Annotated in this window: 17 protein-coding genes; 1 reads left to right on the top strand and 16 read right to left on the bottom strand. The window is 68.0% G+C overall.

Translation table 11 applies throughout. The annotated features are described in order from the left end of the window. Positions 1-17 precede the first annotated feature (17 nt). The 14 genes from F8S13_16965 to F8S13_16900 form a co-directional block, all read right to left on the bottom strand. Complete coding sequence (locus F8S13_16965; protein KAB8141830.1) at positions 18-752, bottom strand: tyrosine-protein phosphatase; 735 nt, start codon at positions 750-752, stop codon at positions 18-20. Positions 753-763: 11 nt separating this feature from the next. After that, positions 764-2,590 (bottom strand): ABC transporter ATP-binding protein, encoded by a 1,827-nt coding sequence (locus tag F8S13_16960; GenBank protein KAB8141829.1) that lies wholly within the window; start codon positions 2,588-2,590, stop codon positions 764-766. After that, complete coding sequence (locus F8S13_16955) at positions 2,587-3,498, bottom strand: NAD(P)-dependent oxidoreductase (protein ID KAB8141828.1); 912 nt, start codon at positions 3,496-3,498, stop codon at positions 2,587-2,589. Before F8S13_16955 ends, F8S13_16960 begins: the two co-directional genes overlap by 4 nt. 120 nt (positions 3,499-3,618) lie before the next feature. Beyond that, positions 3,619-4,248: a DinB family protein gene (locus tag F8S13_16950; protein KAB8141827.1), complete on the bottom strand. Its 630-nt coding sequence runs from the start codon at positions 4,246-4,248 to the stop codon at positions 3,619-3,621. Next, complete coding sequence (locus tag F8S13_16945) at positions 4,136-5,944, bottom strand: ABC transporter ATP-binding protein (GenBank protein KAB8141826.1); 1,809 nt, start codon at positions 5,942-5,944, stop codon at positions 4,136-4,138. Before F8S13_16945 ends, F8S13_16950 begins: the two co-directional genes overlap by 113 nt. Positions 5,945-6,219: 275 nt before the next feature. Beyond that, on the bottom strand, positions 6,220-7,977 hold the full coding sequence (locus F8S13_16940; GenBank protein KAB8141825.1) for an ABC transporter ATP-binding protein: 1,758 nt from the start codon (positions 7,975-7,977) through the stop codon (positions 6,220-6,222). Positions 7,978-8,067: 90 nt separating this feature from the next. Further along, entirely contained in the window at positions 8,068-9,447 is a 1,380-nt protein-coding gene (locus F8S13_16935) for a GNAT family N-acetyltransferase (protein KAB8141824.1), read from the bottom strand. 74 nt (positions 9,448-9,521) lie between these two features. Then, on the bottom strand, positions 9,522-9,755 hold the full coding sequence (locus tag F8S13_16930) for a hypothetical protein (protein KAB8141823.1): 234 nt from the start codon (positions 9,753-9,755) through the stop codon (positions 9,522-9,524). Positions 9,756-9,796: 41 nt separating this feature from the next. Further along, complete coding sequence (locus F8S13_16925; GenBank protein ID KAB8141822.1) at positions 9,797-10,345, bottom strand: GNAT family N-acetyltransferase; 549 nt, start codon at positions 10,343-10,345, stop codon at positions 9,797-9,799. Between the two features lie 19 nt (positions 10,346-10,364). Then, positions 10,365-10,934, bottom strand: a complete 570-nt coding sequence (locus F8S13_16920) for a GNAT family N-acetyltransferase (GenBank protein ID KAB8141821.1) — start codon at positions 10,932-10,934, stop codon at positions 10,365-10,367. 55 nt (positions 10,935-10,989) lie between these two features. Further along, positions 10,990-11,523 (bottom strand): GNAT family N-acetyltransferase, encoded by a 534-nt coding sequence (locus F8S13_16915; GenBank protein ID KAB8141820.1) that lies wholly within the window; start codon positions 11,521-11,523, stop codon positions 10,990-10,992. Between the two features lie 13 nt (positions 11,524-11,536). Beyond that, entirely contained in the window at positions 11,537-12,517 is a 981-nt protein-coding gene (locus tag F8S13_16910) for a GNAT family N-acetyltransferase (protein KAB8141819.1), read from the bottom strand. Positions 12,518-12,591: 74 nt separating this feature from the next. Beyond that, positions 12,592-13,572 carry a GNAT family N-acetyltransferase gene (locus F8S13_16905; GenBank protein ID KAB8141818.1) on the bottom strand — a complete coding sequence of 327 codons (981 nt, stop codon included), beginning with the start codon at positions 13,570-13,572 and terminating at the stop codon, positions 12,592-12,594. A 563-nt stretch (positions 13,573-14,135) separates the two neighbouring features. Beyond that, positions 14,136-14,666: a DUF1269 domain-containing protein gene (locus F8S13_16900; GenBank protein ID KAB8141817.1), complete on the bottom strand. Its 531-nt coding sequence runs from the start codon at positions 14,664-14,666 to the stop codon at positions 14,136-14,138. A 54-nt stretch (positions 14,667-14,720) separates the two neighbouring features. On the opposite strand from F8S13_16900, the gene F8S13_16895 reads away from it, so the two are divergent. Continuing rightward, positions 14,721-16,157 (top strand): LytR family transcriptional regulator, encoded by a 1,437-nt coding sequence (locus F8S13_16895; GenBank protein ID KAB8141816.1) that lies wholly within the window; start codon positions 14,721-14,723, stop codon positions 16,155-16,157. 1 nt (position 16,158) lies between these two features. On the opposite strand, the gene F8S13_16890 is transcribed toward F8S13_16895, so the two are convergent. Next, complete coding sequence (locus F8S13_16890) at positions 16,159-16,944, bottom strand: response regulator transcription factor (GenBank protein KAB8141815.1); 786 nt, start codon at positions 16,942-16,944, stop codon at positions 16,159-16,161. Between the two features lie 79 nt (positions 16,945-17,023). Continuing rightward, the gene (locus F8S13_16885; GenBank protein KAB8141814.1) at positions 17,024-19,381 is read right to left on the bottom strand and encodes a PAS domain S-box protein; all 2,358 of its coding nucleotides are present in this window, start codon (positions 19,379-19,381) and stop codon (positions 17,024-17,026) included. Positions 19,382-19,453 lie beyond the last annotated feature (72 nt).

Here is a 19,453-nt window from a genome sequence, read left to right as displayed (position 1 = left end):
TCTTTCTGCCAGTGCGCCTATTCCACCAGCTTCTGGCGGAGCTTCTCCAGCGTCGCGGGCGCGAGCCCGATCTGTTCCATATAGCCGCCGAACCCGCCGTACTCGGCGTCCAGATGCGCCAGCGTGTCGATCATCACCTCGTAGCGCGATTCCATCATGCGCTCGAAGCGCTCCATGTCGGCGCCCTGGGCGCGCATCTTGGCCCGCATCGGCTCCTCCAGCGGGCGCAGCAGCGCGTTGCTCATGGCGTAGTCGGTGGCCAGGGTCTCGTGGTCCACGCCCAGCGCACCCAGCGCCAGCAGGATGACCATGCCGGTGCGGTCTTTGCCCACCGCGCAGTGCACCAGCACCGGGTCGGGGTCTTCGGCGATGGCCTGGATGACGGCGCGGAACTGGCCGCCGCAGTGCCTGAGCGCCAGCTGGTAGAACTCGCCCAGGTTGTTGGCGGGCTTGTCCACCACGTAGCGCTCGCGGTCGTCGAACAGCGGCATGGCGGCGTAGCGCATGGGCGGCGCGACCAGGGTGTGGTAGCTCTCGCGCTCGGCCTCGCTGGGGCGGCGCAGGTCGATCAGGGTGCGCAGGCCCAGCTGCGCCAGCGGACCCCAGCTGGCCTGGGGCATCAGGTGGGGGCTGGCCGAGCGCAGCAGGGTGCGCCAGCGCGTGGTGCCGCCGCGCGCCGGGTAGCCGCCGATGTCGCGCAGGTTGTAGCAGCCCTCGATGGTGATGAGACGCTCTGGTGTGGATGTGGTCATGGGTCTTCCTTTCAGGCTGCCACGGTGGGGGCGCTGGGGGCTGGCGCGGTCTTCTGGCCGTAGCGGGCGAAGATCCGCTGGTAGGCCTCGCTGTTGGCCAGCAGCTGCTCGTGGCTGCCCTGCGCCACCAGCTCGCCGCCGCGCAGCACCAGGATGCGGTCGGCCCAGCGGATCTGCGAGACGCGGTGGGTGATCAGCAGCGTGGTGCGGTTCGACATGATCTTGCGCATGGCCTTCTGGATCTCGTCCTCGGTGGCGCTGTCGATCGCGCTGGTCGAGTCATCCAGAATGAGGATGCGCGGGTTGGTCAGAAAGGCGCGGGCGATCGCCAGCCGCTGGCGCTGCCCGCCCGAGAGCGTGACGCCGCGCTCGCCCACCACGGTGTCGTAGCCCTCGGGCAGGGCCACGATGAAGTCGTGGGCCTGGGCCTCGCGCGCGGCCTGCTCGATCTGCTCGCGGGTGGCCGTGCCGGGCGCGCCGAAGGCGATGTTCTCGGCGATGGTGCGCGAGAACAGGAAGATGTCCTGCTCGATGGTGGAGATCTGGGCGCGCAGGCTGTCCAGGCTCCACTCGCGCACATCCACGCCGTCGATCGCCACCGTGCCCGCCGTGGCGTCGTAGGTGCGGTTCACCAGCTTGGTGAGCGTGGATTTGCCCGAGCCGGTCTGCCCCACGATCGCGATCGTCTCGCCGGGCTGGGCCTCGAAGCTGATCTGGTGCAGCACCGGGCTGCTGGGCGCGCCCTCTAGCCCAAGGTCGTTGTAGCCGAACGACACGCCGCTGAAGCTGATCGCGCCCTGCATGGCCCTGGACTGGCCGCCCGCGTTCTCATCCAGCTCGGTCTCGGCGTTGATCAGGGCCAGGATGCGGCCAGCGCTGGCGATACCCAGCTGCACCAGCGAGAAGGTGAACAGCGAGATGAAGGTCGGGAAGTTCAGGATGCCCATCAGGCCCATGAACCCGACGACCTGGCCAATGGTGAGCGCGCCGCCCATGTGCAGCAGCAGCGCGTGGCCGAATGCCACGCCGAAGGCCATGCCGTAGAGCAGCAGCGGCAGGTAGCGCGCCTTGATCTGGCCCTCTTTGATGAACAGGTCGCGGTAGGCGCGGGCGCGCTTCGAGAACTTGCGCAGCTCCTGCGGCTCCTGGGCGTAGCCCTTCACCACCTCCACCCCGGCCACGGCCTCGGCCAGGCCGCTGTTCAGGTCGCCAAACTGCTCGCGCATGCCGCCGCTCACCGGCTCCAGCTGGCGGCTGTACTGGCGCAGCGCGAAGCCGAACGTCACCAGGAACACCAGCGGCACCAGCAGCAGATCGGCGCGGATGAGCGCGATGCTGACCAGCGGCACCACGGTGAACATGATCGACTCGACGATCATGCTGGCCCCGGGCGAGATCATGTAGTTCAGCTGCTGCACGTCGTTGGTGGCGCGCGCCATCACGTCGCCCACCTGCTGGCGGTTGTGGAAGGTCTGGCTTTTGCCCAGCAGGCTGATGTACAGCTCCTCGCGGGCGTCGCGCTCTAGGCTCTGGGCCAGGGTCTCGACCACCAGCACTTTCACTAGGTCGAATATGCCTACGCCGCAGCGCACCGCCAGCAGCAGCAGCGTGATCTGCCAGATCTGCTCGCCCGCTGTGGCCCCGGCGCGGGTCACCACGTCGAAGGCGTCGCCGATCAGCACCGAGCCGTAGCTGTACAGCCCGCTCGATACCACGTTGCCCAGCACGATCAGCAGGGGCAGCCACCAGTAGCGCCCGATGTGCGAGAGAATCCAGCGGACGGGGGTTCGGGTGTTGTAGCGGTGTGCGTTGGTGACCGTAAACTCAGCTCGTGTCACGAAGTCGTCTCCCTTGCTGCGCGGCGGCCCGCGCTTGCTTGCACCATCTCTAGGACATACTCGACCACGGTGGCGAGGTCGTCGTGGCCGTAGCCTGCGGCGGTGGCGGCGGCGAAGTGGGCCAGGGCGGCGGCGGATGTGGGCATAGGCACGCCCGCATCCTGGCCGCTGGCGATCATGGCGATCAGATCCTTGCGCACGCCGGTCACGTCGAAGGCTACCTCTTGCTCGGCCCCCAGCAGCAGGGGCACCTTGGCGCGCATGGCGGGCAGCGATACGGTCGAGTCGAGGTAGACATCCAGCATCTGCGCGCGGTCGAGCCCCAGCTGCTGGCCCATGGCCATGGCCTCGGCCAGCCCGGCCCAGTAGATCGCCATCGGCAGGTTCAGCGCGAGCTTCATGGTGGTGCCGCTGCCCGCCGGGCCAAGGTGCACGGTGCGCCGCCCCAGCGCATCCAGCACCGGCTGCGCCCGCGCCACGTCGGCTGCCTCGCCGCCCGCCAAGATGAGCAGCGTGCCCTCGCGGGCGGGCTGCAGCGTGCCAGACACCGGGGCGTCGATCATGTGCGCGCCGCGCGCCGTGGCCGCGCGGTGCAGAGCCAGCGTGGTGCTGGTGCGGATGGTGCTCATCTCGATCAGTAGTTTGCCGCCGACATCGGCCTGCAGGATGCCGGTCGGGCTATTGTACACTTGTTCTACTGCCAGATCATCGGTCAAAATGGTGAGAACCAGATCTGATCTTTCCGCCAGGGCCGCCGGGGTGGCGGCCCACGCCGCGCCCTGCGCCAGCAGATCGGCGGCCTTGGCCTCGGTGCGGTTGTGCACCGCCAGCGTGAAGCCCGCCCCCAGCAGCCGCTCGGCCATCGCCGTGCCCATGCGCCCAAGCCCGATCAGTCCGATGCGTTCCATAGCTCGCTCGCTTTCTGCGCTATCTGGCTGCCCGCGCGCCGCCGCGACGCACGGGCAGGGCGGCCCGTGGTGCTGGCCGCCCCGTTGATACTATAGCGCAGCATCTGTGTTCTGTGGGCGCTAGCCCAGCAGGGCGCGCAGCTCATCCAGGTGCTGGCGCTCGTGGTCGCGCAGCGAGCGCAGCAGGTACTCGGGCAGCGTGCCCTGCCACTCGGCCCAGGGCTGCGGCTTGGCCATGGTGGCCGGGTCGAGCGAGGCCAGGTAGGCCAGCAGCAGCTCGCGCACCTCGGCCAGCTCGGCCAGCTGCTGGGCCAGGCTCAGGTGGGCGCGGGCCGCCACCTCGGCGGCGTTGAAGGCATCCTCGTGGATCACGCGCTCGCGCATCGGCTCGGGCGTGCTGCCCGTCTCCAGCCGCGCGGGCATGCTGCCCACCACCCACGTCTCCCAGGCGGCCAGGTGGGCCAGCACGTTTTTTACCGACCACGTGCCGTATACCACCCGCTCGCTCTCCGCCTCGCTGCGCCGCGCCACCCAGGCCAGCAGCTCGGCCCGCGTCGCCGCGAGCGCGCCCAGCGCCTGCTCTACCGTTGTGCTCATGGCATCGCCTTTCGCCTCAGGCGCGGGCCAGCTGCCCGCGTCAGGTGGAAGATAGCACACCTGCGGGGGCGGCGCTGGCGGGCGCTGGCCGCTCGCGCTGCTCCTCGCCCGCCCAGATCTGCTGCATCTCGCGGTTGCTGGCCAGCAGGCCATCCAGCGTGCCCACCGCGTCGATCTGGCCGTCCTTCAGCACGATGATCTGGTCGGCGCGGCGCAGCGCGGTGTGGCGGTGCGAGACCGCGATCACCGTGGGCGGCGTGGGCATGTCGGCCAGCCGCGCCCACAGCAGCTGCTCGGTCTCCACATCCAGCGCGCTGGAGAGGTCGTCGAACACCAGCAGCTCGGCGTCGCGGGCGAACATGCGGGCGGCGGCGGCGCGCTGGATCTGCCCGCCCGAGAGCCGCACGCCCTTCGGCCCCACCAGGGTCTCCAGGCCGTCGGGCATGTGGGCCATGTCGTGGTCCATCACGGCGCGGTGCAGCGCCTGGGCGATGTCGGCCTGGCGCTCGGGCATGCCCAGCAGCAGGTTCTCGCGCAGTGTCTCGGAGAACAGGCGCGGCACCTGGGCGGTGTAGGCCGCGCGCGGCGGCACCATGAACGCGCCCGCATCCTCCACCAGCGCGCCGTTCCAGCGGATCTGGCCCGCCTCGCTGGGCAGCAGGCCCAGCAGCGTGCGCAGCAGCGTGGTCTTGCCGCTGCCGATCCGCCCGGTGATCACGGTGAACGAGCCGCGCCGCACCACAAAGCTGGCCGCCGCGATGCCGCGCCGCGTGTCGGGGAAGCGGTAGGTCAGGCCATCCACCGCCAGCGTGGCCAGCGGCTCTACCGCGCTGCGCGGCGTGAAGGCCAGCGGCTGGGCCTCGGGGGCGATCGGGCTGGGGGCCACCAATGTCTCGGGGGCTGCGCCCTGCAGCAGCGTGTTCAGCCGCGTGTACGAGACCGAGGCCTGGCGGTAGCGCGCCATCACGATGCCCAGCATGCCCGCGAACTCGCTGATCCAGCCGAGGTAGTAGACAAACAGCGCGAAGTCGCCCACCGTGAAGCTGCCCGAGCGCATGGCGGCGGCGGCCAGCAGCAGGATGAGGCCGGTGCCCACGTTCACCGCGTTGGCGAACACCGAGTCGAGCAGCTCGTTAAAGATCTTGTCGCGCACGCCCGCCTCGCGCCGCCGGTCGTTCAGGGCCTGGAAGCGGCCCAGGATCTGGCGCTCGGCACCGGCCACCTTGATCGCCTGGACCGCCCCGAAGATCTCGCCCAGGAAGCCCGTGACCGCGCCCGCCGCCTCGCGGCTGGCCTTGCGGTACTCCTCGATCCGGTGCGCCAGCCGCTGGGTCACCACCACGATCAGCGCCAGCGGCAGCAGCACCACCAGCGTGATCGGCGCGTTGATGCTGATCATCACGCCCAGCCCCACCAGCGCAAAGCAGATCAGCGAGACCAGATCGTTGAAGTACATCACGCTCCACAGCGTCTCGTCGATGTCGTCGCGGAACCGGCTGATCGCCTCGCCCGAGGAGGCGGGCAGGGCCTTTGCGCCGGGGCGCTGGAGGATGCGGGCCAGCAGGTTCTTGCGGATGAGCGCGCCGCAGCTATACACAAAGCTGGTGTTGGTCAGCGGCAGCACGAAGTAGCACATCATGCGCCCCAGCGCGCAGGCGAACACCAGCGCGATCAGCGCCTCTAGGCTGAATCGCGCGGGCGCGCTGCCGCTGAGCGCGTTGAAGAACTCGCGCGAGAGCAGGCCGGGCACCATCTCGATCAGGATGGCCCCGATGATCCCGCTCAGGTTGAAGGCGTAGAACAGCGGCTGGAAGCGGATCAGCCGCACATAGTATTGCCAGGGTTTCATCCCTTTTTTCCTTGTGCACCACACGGGTGCGCGAACGCTGATCGATCTATGATGGTTTACCACCAAGGCACTATGGCATGTCGGGCTTGCACCGTGGCATGTCGGGCTTGCACCGTGGCATGTCGGGCTTGCACCGTGGCATGTCGGGCTTGCACCGTAGCAAAACTTCAGATTCTTGGAGTCTTGGAGCCTTGGTGGTAAACGGTTCCCCGTGCCTTCGTGTAAACAGTCACTCGCGTCTTCGTGTCTTCGTGGTAAACCTAGTGGTAGAAAACCTACACCAGCACGTCGTCGAGGCCCTTGTGCAGCAGCTTGGCGAAGCGCGAGTCGGGGTTGGCACGCAGCACCTCGGTGGGGCCGTACTCGCAGATCCGCCCGTCCTCTAGGATCAGGATGTCGTCGGCGCGCAGCACCGTGGCCAGGCGATGGGCGATGATGATGCCGGTGCGCTTGGCCAGCAGGCGGTCCACCGCCCGCTCGATCATGCGCTCGGTGGCCGGGTCGAGCCGCGAGGAGGCCTCATCTAGGATGATCAGGCCAGGGTCGCGCAGGAACACCCGTGTGAAGGCCAGCACCTGGGCCTCGCCCGCCGAAAGCCCGCCGTTGCCAGCGGCCAGCACCGTGTCTAGGCCATCGGGCAGGGTCTGGAACCAGGGCAGCAGCTCCAGATCCTGCAGCACCGCCATGATCTGCGCATCGGTGATGGTGGGGTCGAAGAAGGTCAGGTTCTCGCGCACGGTGGCGTGGAACAGCTGCACCTCCTGCGTCACCATGCCCACGCGCTGGCGCAGGTTGTCGATGCTGATCGTGCGGATGTCGCGCCCGGCCAGGGCGATCCGGCCATCGGTCACATCGTAGAGCCGGAACAGCAGGCGGGTGAGCGTGGTCTTGCCGCTGCCGGTGCGGCCCAGGATGCCCAGGGTGCGCCCGGCGGCGATCCGCAGGTTCAGGTCGTGCAGCACGGTGTCGCGCGCGCCATCGCCGTCGTCGTAGGCGAAGCCCACCGCCTCGAAGGCCACATCCAGCGGGCCTGCGGGCAGGGCGTCCGGGCCATCGGCCAGGGCGCTGCTGAAGCCGTACAGCTCGCCCACGCGCACCACGCCCGCGCCAGCCTTCTGCAGATCTTCGATCTGGCGCGTGATCTGGATGACGGGGCGCAGCAGCGCGTCGGTGTAGAAGAACAGCAGGTAGACCGTGCCCAGCGTCATGGTGCCAGCGTAGAACGAGGTGTGGCCCAGCCAGTAGCTCAGGGCGCTGGCCACCGCGAAGAACAGCATAGGCGTCAGCCATGTCAGCGAGCCGATCACCGCCGCGCGGCGCTCGAAGTGCAGGCGGCTGGCGCTGCGCTCGGCCAGGCGGCGCATGGTGTGGTCGATCGCCCCGCTGGAGCGGATGTCCTCGGTGCCCGACAGGCGCTCCTCGATCAGGCCGAACAGGGCGGCGCTGGCCTCGCGGGCCTTGGCCCAGAACGGCACAGTGAGCTGCTGCACCTTCAGCAGCGTGAAGAACAGCGCCACCGCCAGCAGCGTCATGCCACCGCCGATCCGCCAGTCCTCCAGCCAGAGCACCACCAGCACGCCCAGCATCAGCAGCACGTTGCCCAGCACGCGGATGACGAACTGCGAGAAGAAGTTGGCCATGGCGGTCACATCGCCGTCGATCCGCTCGATTAGCTCGCCGGGGGTGCGGCCCTTGTGGAAGGTCATGTCGAGCTTGAGGCAGTGGAAGGTCAGGTCGGCGCGCAGGCCGTTGGTGGCGCTCCATGCCAGGTTCTCGCTGATGTAGGAGGCCCAGAGCGAGAGGCCCTGCGCCAGCAGCGCGATGGTGATGAAGAGGCCCGCCACCCCAAACAGCGCGCCGAGCGGGCTGGCGGGCTGCTGGGCGGTGTCGATGAAGAGCCGCAGCAGCTGGGGGTTGAGCAGCTGCATCGCGATGCTGGAGAGCAGCAGCACGGCCAGCAGGATGACCTGGCGGCGGTAGGGCTGAAGGTAGGTTGCCAGCAGGTTCCAGTAGCTGCGAAGATGGTTGAGCATGGTGTCACCTATTCCATAAGGCTGGCCGAGGGCGCGCCGCGCGGTGCGCTCCTCGGCGGGTGGGCTGGGTCGCTGGGGTATGGGCGTGCGCTATTCGAGGCTGAGCACCCAGGATGTGCGCTTGGGGAACAGCGCCTCGATCAGGGGGCGGCCCTCGTCGTCGGCCCAGACATCGGGGTACACGATGCGCAGCTCGTCGATGCTGCGGTGGCCCATCAGCACGTGGCTGAAGACCAGCGGCGGGAAGGCCGCCATCGGGCCAGGCTCCCAGTTGTGGCCCTGCTTCCACGGCTCCACGGCGGTCAGCCTGCCCTGCTCGAAGGCCATGCGCAGCCCGCCACGGTAGAACGAGATCCGCAGCTCGCCGCTGTGGCCGCGCACCACCGGCGACTCGGCCAGGCGGCGCTCCAGCACGGGCTGGATGTGCCGGATGAACGCGGGCAGGTCGGCCACGCGCACGTACCAGGCGTAGGGCTTGTCCTCGTTCTTGATCATGCCGCCCGCCGCTTGGTAGAAGGGGTGCGAGGCCCCGAAGGCCAGCGCGATCACCGAGGCCTCGGGGGCCTTGTCCTTCTGGATCTGGCGCGGCGCGGCGACGGACTGGATGCCGCGCAGCAGCGAGGGCAGGATCTGGCGCATGTTGACGCCCTCGGCGACCCAGGCGCTGCGCACGAAGATCACCTCGCCCCAGCGCAGCGGCACAAGCGCCGCGTAGGCTAGGCGCTGGCCCTCGGCGTCGGTCAGCACGTGCAGCAGCAGGCCCTCGCCCGACTGGCGCTCGCCGCTGGCCAGCGCGAAGGGCCAGTAGTCGGCGGGCACGTTGGATGCCACCGCCAGCGGCTGGCCGTCGCATAGGCGGCGGCTCTCCTGGGCGTACAGCTCCTGGATGAAGGGCAGGTCGTCTGCTTCGGCGGCCCGCATGGTGTATGGCTCGGCCTCGCCCTCCTTCAGCTTGGGGATGTTGGCCAGCGGGATGAAGCGGTCGCCGTGCAGGTCGAGCGCGAACTCGTAGCCGAACTGGCGGTAGTAGTAGGGGATGCCGGTGATGCCCTGGGCCAGGTCGCCGCGCTGATCGCTGCGGGCGTGGATCAGCTCGAAGACCGCGCGGATGAGGCCGCGCTGGCGGTACTGGGGCATGCTGGCCACGATCTCGGGCCGCCCCACCGGGAAGGCGATCTCCTCGTAGCGCCACTCCTGCTTGAGCAGGCAGGTGGATGCGGCGATCGTGCCGGTGGTGGTGTCCTCGACGATGGCGATGTCGCCTAGGTCGATCAGCGGGTGGGTGCCCGCCATCAGCTCGCGCGTCCAGTGCTGAAGGTAGATGTTGAGCGGCTCGTCGGCGGTTCTGCGGAACACGAAGCCGTAGAGGTCGGCGATCTTCTCGGTGTCGGCGGGGGTGGCCCAGCGGAGCACCAGCCCATCGCCAAGCTCGCGGCGATAGGCGTGGTCGTGGGGGGGTAGCGTTGTCATGGCTGGCCTTGCCTTTTTCTATCAATGGCCGTGGGGCGCTTGGCCTGCGTGGGCCGAGCGCCCCACGGGCGGGGCTACCGTTGGGTGGGCATCAGATCGTTGGCGATCGATATGGGCTGCTGCCTGCGCGCGTGGCACTGGAGCCACCTGCCGAAGGCCACCAGCGCGGCCCCGAGGGCCTGTGCGGTCTGCTGGGTCAGGCTCGGCCCGCCGATCTGCTGCAGCAGCTGGCGCTGCTGGGCTTGGGCGACCCAGGCCTGCTGGGTGTATTTGGCACAGATAAGATCTTCTTGGTCGGATGTATACATCATTGTTCTCCTCCCGCTATCTGGGCCAGCTGCGGCCAAGACTACGGGTGTGTGAGCTGTTTTTCTCGTAGGGATGTCCACTCGTCGCGGAGCATGCCCATATGCACGATATCGACGTACTGGCCGCGGAAGAAGGTGTGCTGGCGCAGCCGCCCCTCCTCTACAAAGCCGATCTTGCGGTAGGCCTTGAGCGCGCGCTCGTTCACCGCCAGCGCCTCAAGGTACACGCGCCGCCAGTTCTGGTCGTAGAAGGCCCAGTCGAGCAGCAGCGCGATGGCCTCGCGCCCGTAGCCGCGCCCCACGTACTCGGGGTGGTAGATGCCGATGCCGAACTGGGTGGATGAGTCGCGGCGGTGGCTGTGGTGCAGCCCGCAGTCGCCGATGATCTGGCCGTCGGCCTCGATGGCCAAGAAGGACGGCTCTTTGTCTTCGAGGTGCTTCTCGAAGCTCTTCTCCCAGCGGGCCAGCGATTCCGGCTCCCAGTTGCCATTGCCGTACTGGATCAGCTCGACGTTGCGGGTGAGCGCGTGCAGGGCTTTCAGGTCGTCCTTTTCCACGGGGCGGAGCGAGACAAGCTTGCCTTTCAGCATGGTCGGTTCCTCTTTTGCTCTATGGTGCGCGGCATTCTGATGCGGCGCTTCGGATCTCGTGGTTGCGGGCTTGGTCCCACTCCTCGCGGAGCAGGCCCATATGGATGATGTCGATGTACTGTCCACGGAAGAAGGTGTGCTGGCGCAGCCGCCCCTCCTCCACAAAGCCGAGCCTGCGGTAGAGCCGGAGCGCGCGCTCGTTCAGCGCGAATGCCTCCAGCCAGACGCGCCGCCAGCCCTGGTCGTAGAAGGCCCAGTCGAGCAGCAGGCCGATGGCCTCGCGCCCGTAGCCCTGGCCGACGTACTGGGGGTGGTAGATGCCGATGCCGAGCTGGGTGGAACCGTCGCGGCGCTGGCTGTGGTGCAGCGTGCAGCTGCCGATCACCGTGCCCGCCACCTCGATCACCATCCAGGCGCTGGGCTGGCCCTCTAGGCTTTTGTCGAAGAACATCTGCCAGCGGGCCAGCGGCTCTGGCTCCCAGCAGCCGTTGCCAAGCTGCACCAGATCCACGTTGCTGCGCATGGCGTGCAGCGCCTTCAGGTCTTCCTGCTCGGCTGGGCGGAGCGTCACCCGCGTTCCCTGCAGCATAGTTGCTTCCTCATGTCCTGTGTTGCGCGCAGTACGCAGGTGCGGCGCTCCAGCGCTAGCTGCTGCGAATGGCGTCCCACTCCTCGCGGAGCATGCCCATGGTGATGATGTCGACGTACTGGCCTTGGAAGAAGGCTTGCTGGCGCAGCCGCCCTTCTTCCACAAAGCCGATCTTGCGATAGGCCTTGAGCGCGCGCTCGTTCACCGAAATCGCCCGCAGCCAGACGCGCCGCCAGCCCTGATCGTAGAAGGCCCAGTCGAGCAGCAGGCCGATGGCCTCGCGCCCGTAGCCATGGCCCACGTAGCCGGGGTGGTAGATGCCGATGCCCAGCTGGGTGGCCGAGTCGCGGCGGTTGCGCTGGTGTAGCGTGCAGAAGCCGATGACCAGACCATCGGCCACGATGGTGAAAAGATCCTCGGTGGGATCTTCGGCATGCTGCTCGAACTCGCGCTGCCAGCGGGCCAGCGACTCGGGTCTCCAGCTAAAGCCTGTCAGCTGCACCAGCTCGACATTGCGGGCGAGCGCGTGCAGCGCCTCCATATCGTCTTTCTCGGTTGGTCGGAGCGTCACGCGGGGGCCTTGCAGCATCAGTCAGACCTCTCTAGTACTCGTAGCGCTTCCAGAAGCTGATGTGGCGTCTGTCCTGCACGAACCCCGCCGACTGGTAGAGCTGGAGCGCGCCGCTGGGGTTCTCGGCGTCCACGTTCAGGCGGGCTACGGTCGCGCCGTCCTCGCGCAGCTTGGTGATACCGGCCAGCAGCATGCTGCGGCCCAGGCCCAGCTTGCGGTGGCCACGCCGCACGCCCAGGATGCAGACCCAGCCCTGGTGGGTGCCGTTGCGCTGGTTGTAGTCTGTGTCGATCAGGCAGAAGGCGAAGGCCGCCACCGCGCCATCGGGGGCCACGGCGATCAGGTCGTGCTCGCGGCGGTAGTCCTTGTTGCTCAGCCAGTGGCGGTGCCGCTCGATGGTGCGCGGGTGGAAGTTGTAGTGGTCGATGAACGACAGGTTGTAGGCCTCCACCCACCTCACCTCATCCTCGGCGTTCTCCACGTGGCGCAGCGCGTAGCCCTCGGGCAGCGCGAAGGCCGGGATGGGCTGGGTGAGATCGCACTCCATGGTGAAGAAGTAGCGCACCCCGCGCATCCCAAAGCCCTCCAGCAGGTCGATCTGAAACTGGTAGTGGTCGGGCGCTCCGGCGCGCAGCTCCACGGGCTTGTGCTTCTCGCTGCGCATAGCGCCGATGCGCGCATCGACCCATTCCAGCACCTGCTGGGCCAGCTCGGGCGTGCGGTGCTGGGGGTGGATGTGGAAGTAGAGCGATACCTCCACAAATGCGGCGTGGTCATCCGCCGCGCGGGTGGGCGTCTCGGCGTAGGCGATCAGCTGGCCGCCCTCATCCTCCCAGAGCTGGGTATCGCGCGCCGGGTCGAAGCCGGGCCGCGTCAGCTCGGTGCGCAGATCCTCGACGCTGTAGCTGTCGTCCAGGTGGTCGGTCGCGTCGCACAGGTTGAAGAGATCGGCGATCGACTGAAGGTCGTGCTCTCCGGCGTGGGCGCGGGTACGATAGGCGGTCAGGCTCATTCTGCTTCTCCTTATTGCTGCGCATCGCGTGCAGTTCTTCACGCCGCACGTTTGCCTTGCGGCGAGGGCGGCTGCTACTTGTCGAGCCGCTTCCAGTAGTCGATGCTGCGCTTGGCCTGCACGAACCCCGCCGACTGGTAGAGCTGGAGCGCGCCGCTGGGGTTCTCGGCGTCCACGTTCAGGCGGGCCACCTTCATGCCGTCCTGGTGCAGCTTGGTGATGCCGGCCAGCAGCATGCTGCGGCCCAGGCCCAGCTTGCGGTGGCCGCGCCGCACGCCCAGCATGTACACCCAGCCGTGCTCGGCACGGTTGCGCTGGTTGTAGTCCTCGTCGATCCAGCAGAACGCGATGGCGGCGACGCTGCCATCGGCGGCCACGGCGATCAGGTCGCGCTCGCGGCGGTAGCTCTTGTCGGTCAGCAGGTGGCGGTGCGACTCGATCGCGCGCGGGTGGAAATTGTAGTGGTCGATGAACGACCAGTTGTAGGCGTCGACCCACTTCTCCTCATCCTCGGCGTTCTCCACGTGGCGCAGCGTGTAGCCCTCGGGCAGGCTGACCGCCGGGATGGGCTGGGTGAGGTCGCGATCCATGCTGAAGAAGTAGCGCACCGGCTGCATCCCATAGCCCTCAAGCAGGCCCTGCATGTAGGTGTAGTAGTCGGGTGCCCACGACCGCACCTCCACCGGCTTCTGCCGCTCCTGCAGCAGCTCGTGGAGGCGCGCATCGGCCCAGGCCAGCACCTGCTGGGCCAGCTCGGGCGTGCGGTGCTCGGGGTGGATGCGGATGTAGAGCGACACCTCGGTGTGCGCCGAATCCTCGGTCGGGTTGCGGATAGGCGTCTCGGCGTAGGCGATCAGCTGGCCCTCATCCTCCTCCCAGAGCTGGATGTCGCGCTCGGGGTTGAAGTGGGGGCGGGTCAACTCGTTGCGCAGGTCGTCTACGCCGTAGCTATCATCCAGCTTGTCCACGGAGTCGCACAGGTTGAGCAGATCGACGATTGGCTGAAGGTCGTGCTCTCCGGCGTAGGTGCGGCTGGCATAGGCGGTCGTGCTCATCGGGTGTTCCTCCTTACTTTTGGTCTTTATGGGTGGCGCGCACGCCCGCGCCGCGCAGGCGTGCGGTGGATGGCAAGAGAACGTGCATTTCCTGGCTCTTGAGTGCGCACTTAACCAAGGCGCTGCACCCATATGCGGGGGCGCAAGAGTCGAGAAAGACACGCAGCAAGGCCACACCGATACGGGTGGCACAGCGCGTCGTTATACGTACGGTCTTACGGGCGTCCTGATGAGCTGATCGAGGCTGTCGTGCGGCATGCGCACCAGCGGGGTGTCAGCGAGCGAGGCGCAGCTGTGCCCAGGCGATTGTGATTTCTGCTGTGTTGGACATTGGCGTTTCTCCTCATCCGCTGCAACAGCGCGGTACCTGGGCGCTTCTTCGGGTGCCGCTGGGGCGGAAGAAGCAGTGCTTCTGCTGGTGGTCGTTGGTCGTGGGTGGAAAGTCAACAGGATTGATTGTACCAGAGACCCTGGCGAAACTCGATGCTACTTTTGGCCGATGTTCGCGTGGTATCGCTGGGGCCAGGGGATGAAGCGCCGCTCCATCCCCTGGCCGCCCGTCGCTAGCCGCTGGCCAGCAGCCGAGGGTCGAGATCGTAGGCGTGCGCCACGGCCTGGTGCTGGGCCAGCAGCGCCAGCGCCGCCTCGGCCTCGCGCGCGGGGATGGCGGCCAGCAGCGCGGCGTCGCCTTGGGCCAGGGTCGCGCCCAGCTGGCGCAGGAAGTCCTGCGCGAAGCCCGCGTCGCGCCCGGCGCTGATCTGCTGGCCCATGGCCTGGCCGAGCGGGCCACCCTCGGCGGGGCCGAGCGGGCCGCCCGCCAGCGTGTTGGCGAAGCCGACCAGCCAGCCCAGCACCGCGCCCGCCGTCGCGTCGCGGCGGATCTCGTCGCGCTCGGCGCTCTCGTCGATCTGCAGGGCGCCGCTGGCGTCGCGCGTCAGCAGCGCCACATTGTGCGCGTGCACCTGGCCCACATGCTGCCGGATGGCGCGGGCGGCGGCGGCGGCGCTGGCCTCGGACCCCGCGCCGCTGAATACGCCCGCGATCAGTTTGGTGTGCGACATAGCCTGTTCCTTTTGTGCTACACTGATAGCCATATTTCGAGGAATGGACTTTTCTACGAGGGCGCTGCGCCCTCAGATCGCCGCCCTATGAACTGCGACACCGCCCGCCGATTGATCGAACGTGGCACCCGCCCTGGCAGCGGCCACCCCGCCCGCGCCCAGCTAGGCTTTCACCTCTCCACATGTGCGGCGTGCCGCTCCTACTACGACGAGCAGACCCACGACCAGCTGCTCGCCTCGCTGCTCGCCATGGATGCCGACCCGGCCCCAGCCGCGCCGCTGCCTGCTGCTGTCGCGCCGCCGCCGCTGCCGCGCCGCGCTAGCAGATGGCGGTGGCTGGCCATGGGCGCGGGGGCGGTGGCGCTGCTGGCCGCGCTGGCCCTGGTGGGCTGGGTGGTGTTTACGCTCGGGCGCATCCACCGCAGCGCGCAGGCCTATCAGATCGCCACCACCATCCCCGCCACGCCCACCAGCGCGGCGCTGGCCCCGGTGCTGCCGGTGGTGGCGAGCACGCCCATGGCGGCGGCGCGCGCGCCCACCGCCGCGCCCACCACAGCGGCGGTAGCATCGCTGCCCACCGCCCCGCCGCTGGCCCTGCCCACGCAGACGATCACGCCCGTGCCGCTTGACACCATCCTGGCGGCCAGCCGCGCCACCCCCGCGCCCCAGCAGGGCGGCGGGCGCGGGGTGCTGCAGGTCGCGCCCGACCGCGACGGCGCGGTCACGATGCTGCTGCTGGGGGTGGATCGCAGGCCGCACGAGGGCGGCGGCACCCGCGCCGACACCGTGATCGTGGTGCGGCTCGACCCCGACGCGCAGCGCGTGGCCATGCTCTCGCTGCCGCGCGATCTCGTCGTCTCCATCCCCGGCTATGGCTACGCGCGGATCAACGCGGCCCACGCCTACGGCGATCAGGATGGCGCTGGTGGCGGGCTGGCGCTGATGCGCAGGACAGTGAGCGGTCTGCTGGGGGTGCCTATCGACTATGTTGCCGAGATCGATTTTGCCGGGTTCGTTGGGGCGATCGATTCGATCGGCGGGATCGATATCAATGTGCCGAGCGAGATCTACGACCCCGAGTACCCGACCATGGACTACGGCTACACCGTGGCGCACTTTCTGCCCGGCGAGCAGCACATGGATGGCGAGCGAGCGCTGATGTATGCCCGCACCCGCCACGCCGATAGCGACTTCCGCCGGATGGATCGCCAGCAGCAGGTGCTGATGGGCGTGCTCGACAACATGCGTGCGAAGAACTCATTCCAGCAGCTGCAGAGCATCGCCGACATCAGCGAGGCCATGCGCAGCTACATCCAGACCGACATCTCCGAGCAGAAGATGGCCAGCCTCGCGTGGGGGTTTCGCAGCCTCGCGCCGAGCGCGGTCGAGCGCTACTCGCTCAGCGGTGCCGATATTGTGGAAGGCACCAACCCCGAGGATCCCTACGCTCTCACCGCCGCGCCTGGGGCGATCGCGCGTCTCACCCAGCTGCTGCTGCACGGCGTGGCCGCCCAGGCGCGCTAGGCTACTTGCTGGCCTCTAGCTCGGCCTCGCTGCGCGGGATAGTCAGCATATAGCCAATCCCGCGGTCGGTGGCGAAGTAGGCCGAGCCGAGCTTCTTGCGCAGATTCAGAAAGTGGGTGCGCAGCAGCCCCTTGGCCTCGAACTCGTCGAGGTTGAGCTGGTGGGTCGAGCGCACGATCGCGCTGTAGCGGTGCACCTGCTCGGGGCGCTCGGCCAGGTAGCACAGCAGCGCGTACTCGATCGGGGTCAGCTGCACCTGGCGGCTGCCGATCCACACCTGCTTGCGCGAGGTGCCGATGCTGATCTCGCCCACGCGCAGGTTGGCAGGCGGGCTGGTGGCGATCGCTGCGCCGGTGTTGGGCGCGCCCACGTGCAGGAAGTCGGTGAGGATCTGGGCCGCGTCGCGCAGGCGCTGCTCGGACTGGTAGCGCTGCACGGCATCGGCCACCGAGTTGAGCAGGTACTCCTCGTCGCATGGCTTCAGCAGGTAGTCGTGCGCCCCAGATCGCACCGCGGCCACCGCCGATTCGAGCGAGCCGTGGCCGGTGAGCAGGATGACCGCAGGCCGCCGTGTGAGGCAGCGGGCGGTGTGCAGCACCTCGATGCCATCGATATCGCCCATCACGATATCGGTGATCACAACGGCAAAGTGCGTCTGCTCGAGATGATCGATGGCGGCCTCGCCATCGGGGGCCTGGGTCACACGGTACCCGGCGAGGGTGAGCCATGATGCCAGGGCGCGGCGCATGGTATTGTCGTCGTCTACAAGCAAGATGTCTGCTGTCATAATCGAGCCTTTGAACAATAAAGTTTAGGCGGCACCGAAGCCCGCCCACCTGAACGGCCTTTTCCCTCACCGATACAACCTAGGTACCTCCTCGTCGTGTGGGCGTGGTGCTGATCGGTAGCGCGACCCAGAAGGTGCTGCCCTGGCCTGGCCTGTCGGTGGCCCAGAGCGTACCGCCGTGCTGCTGCACAAGCTGCCTGCTGATCCACAGGCCGAGGCCCGTCCCCTGCTCTTTGGTGGTGATAAACGGCTCGAAGATCTGCTCGCGCAGGCCTTGAGGCAGCCCAGGGCCGCTATCGGTGATAGCGATCACCATGCGCTCGGCCCCCGCGCTATCCGCGTCGGGGGCCAGCTCGACCCGCACCCCCAGCCGCCCGCCTTGCGGCATGACATCCAGCGCGTTGATGATCAGGTTGATCACGATCTGGGTCAGCTCGTCGGCCCGGCCGTAGATGAAGGGCAGGTCGCTGTCGATCTGGCGCTCGATCACGATATGCTGGTCGCGGATAGTTTTCCCGAGCATCAGCATCACGCGGTCGATCAGCGCGGCGACATCGACCGGTGCGACGAGCATGGTGGTGGGGCGGTAGAAATCGAGCAGCTGTCGCACGATCCGCCCCAGCCGCCGGATCTCCTCAAGCGCATCATCCAGAAAGCCCTGGCTGTCCTTGGGGGCCATGCGCTGCATCAGCTTGAGGTTGGTCTGGATAGTCTGCAGCGGGGTGTTGATCTCGTGGGCCACGCTGGCGGCCAGCTTGCCGCTGGCAGCGAAGTGCTCGGTGCGGATCAGCTGCTCCTGCAGGCGCACGGTCTCGGTCTCGTCAATCACATGCATGATGATGTGGTTGATCTGGCGGGCCTGGCCGATCGCGGTGACGCGGATGTCGAGGATGCGGGTGACCCCGTCGGGGGCGGTGTAGCGGTTGTGCTGAGCGCGCTGCCGCCCGACGGTAGACAGCTGCTGTGCTAGGTGGCCGGGGAAGCTCGGTGACGCCTGCTGATAGACCTCGGGCCAGGGGCGATCGAGCGCCAGCTCGGGGGCGATGCCAAGCAGGTTGGCCAGGGTGCGGTTGATCACCTGCACCTGGCCGTGCCGATCGAGCAGCAGCAGGCCATCCTCCAGCCCGTTGAACAGATCCTGCAGCAGCCGCTGGGTGTGGTTGAGGTGGCGGTTTCGCGAGGCCACGTCGTTGTAGGCGGCGGTCAGCAGCCGCTCGGCCTGCTTGCGGATGCTGATGTCGTGCACCACGATGATGAGCGTGGGCGTCGCCTCGGGGGGCAGCGGCATCGGCGTGCAGCTCACGTCGGCGTAGAAGCGCTGGCTATCCTTTCGCCGCATGACATACTCGATGCTGTGGCCGCTCTGGATGTCGGCGATGATCTGCCCGCCGCTGCCTGGCTCGCCGTCGATCAGCGCGCTGATGTTCATGCCATGGATCGCCTCGACGGGAGCATACCCGAAGAGCGTGGCCGCCTGGCTATTGCAGAAATTGATCGTGCCATCGGCGGCGGCAAGCAGGATGGCGCTTGGCGAGGTGTCCATGAGCATGCGGTAGCGCTCTTCGCTGTGGGGCCAGCGCGTGAGGCTCTGGGGCAGGCCGTAGTGGATCTCGACCGACTGGCTGGATCTGGGCGGGCGCGACTGCTCCTGAGGGTAGGTGATGTCGTGCAGGATGCTGATGTGCAGGTTGTCCTCGATCCGGCAGATCACATACTCGACCTCGCGGGTCTCGCCGTCTGGTCGGCGGATGCGGGCGATCCCGCCGCCGTAGCCATCATCGTAGTAGTCACTTAGGCTGTCGCGAAGGTACTGCGTGCTGATCCCCAGCGCGTGCGAGATGTTCAGGTTGACAAGCTGCTCGGGGGGGTAGCCGAAGATCGCTGCGGCGGCCTTGTTGGCCTGGAAGATGATACCGTCGTCGTTCGAGATCAGCACGGCGTTGATGGTGTGCTCGGTGAGCACCTTGTAGCGCTCGCTGACCGCCCCGATCAGGTGGGGGAAGGGCGGTCTATCCGCGCCCGCCTGGGCCTGGGCGTTGCGCAGGCGGGCGATGGCCAGCGCGGCATGTTCTACCAGCAGCCGGGCTGGCTCGTGCTGATCGTCGCTGGCGATGGCGGGTGCGGGCAGGAAGAGCATGAGGTCGTCGGCGAGCGGGGCGTAGAGGCCAGCAGGGGGGGTGCCAGGGCCGGTGGCGTGCGGCTCGCGGCGCTGGGCCACGCGGTCGAGCCAGTCGGTCGGGGTGCGCCGCTCTCCATCAGCGGCGTGCCAGCCGATCCGGCTGCGGCGGATGATCGTGGCGCCGGGGGCGTCATCAAGCAGGGCTATGGCGTCGAGCAGGGCGCGTTCGACCTGCGCCTGGTCGGCGGCGGCCTGTATGGCGTAGCATGCCGAGAGCGCCGTCACCGCGAGAGCGGGCTGTTGGGTGGTCGATTCCATAGGTGCCTAGGTGCCGCCGCAAGTGCGCTAGCCCTCGTCCGAGGGACGTCTGGCCGGGGTGGGCTGGGTTGG

The organism is Chloroflexia bacterium SDU3-3, assembly GCA_009268125.1.
In the GTDB taxonomy this organism is placed as follows: Bacteria; Chloroflexota; Chloroflexia; order Chloroflexales; family Roseiflexaceae; genus SDU3-3.
Note: the sequence above shows the minus strand (reverse complement) of the source record. Positions and strands in the feature narration are given on the sequence as shown.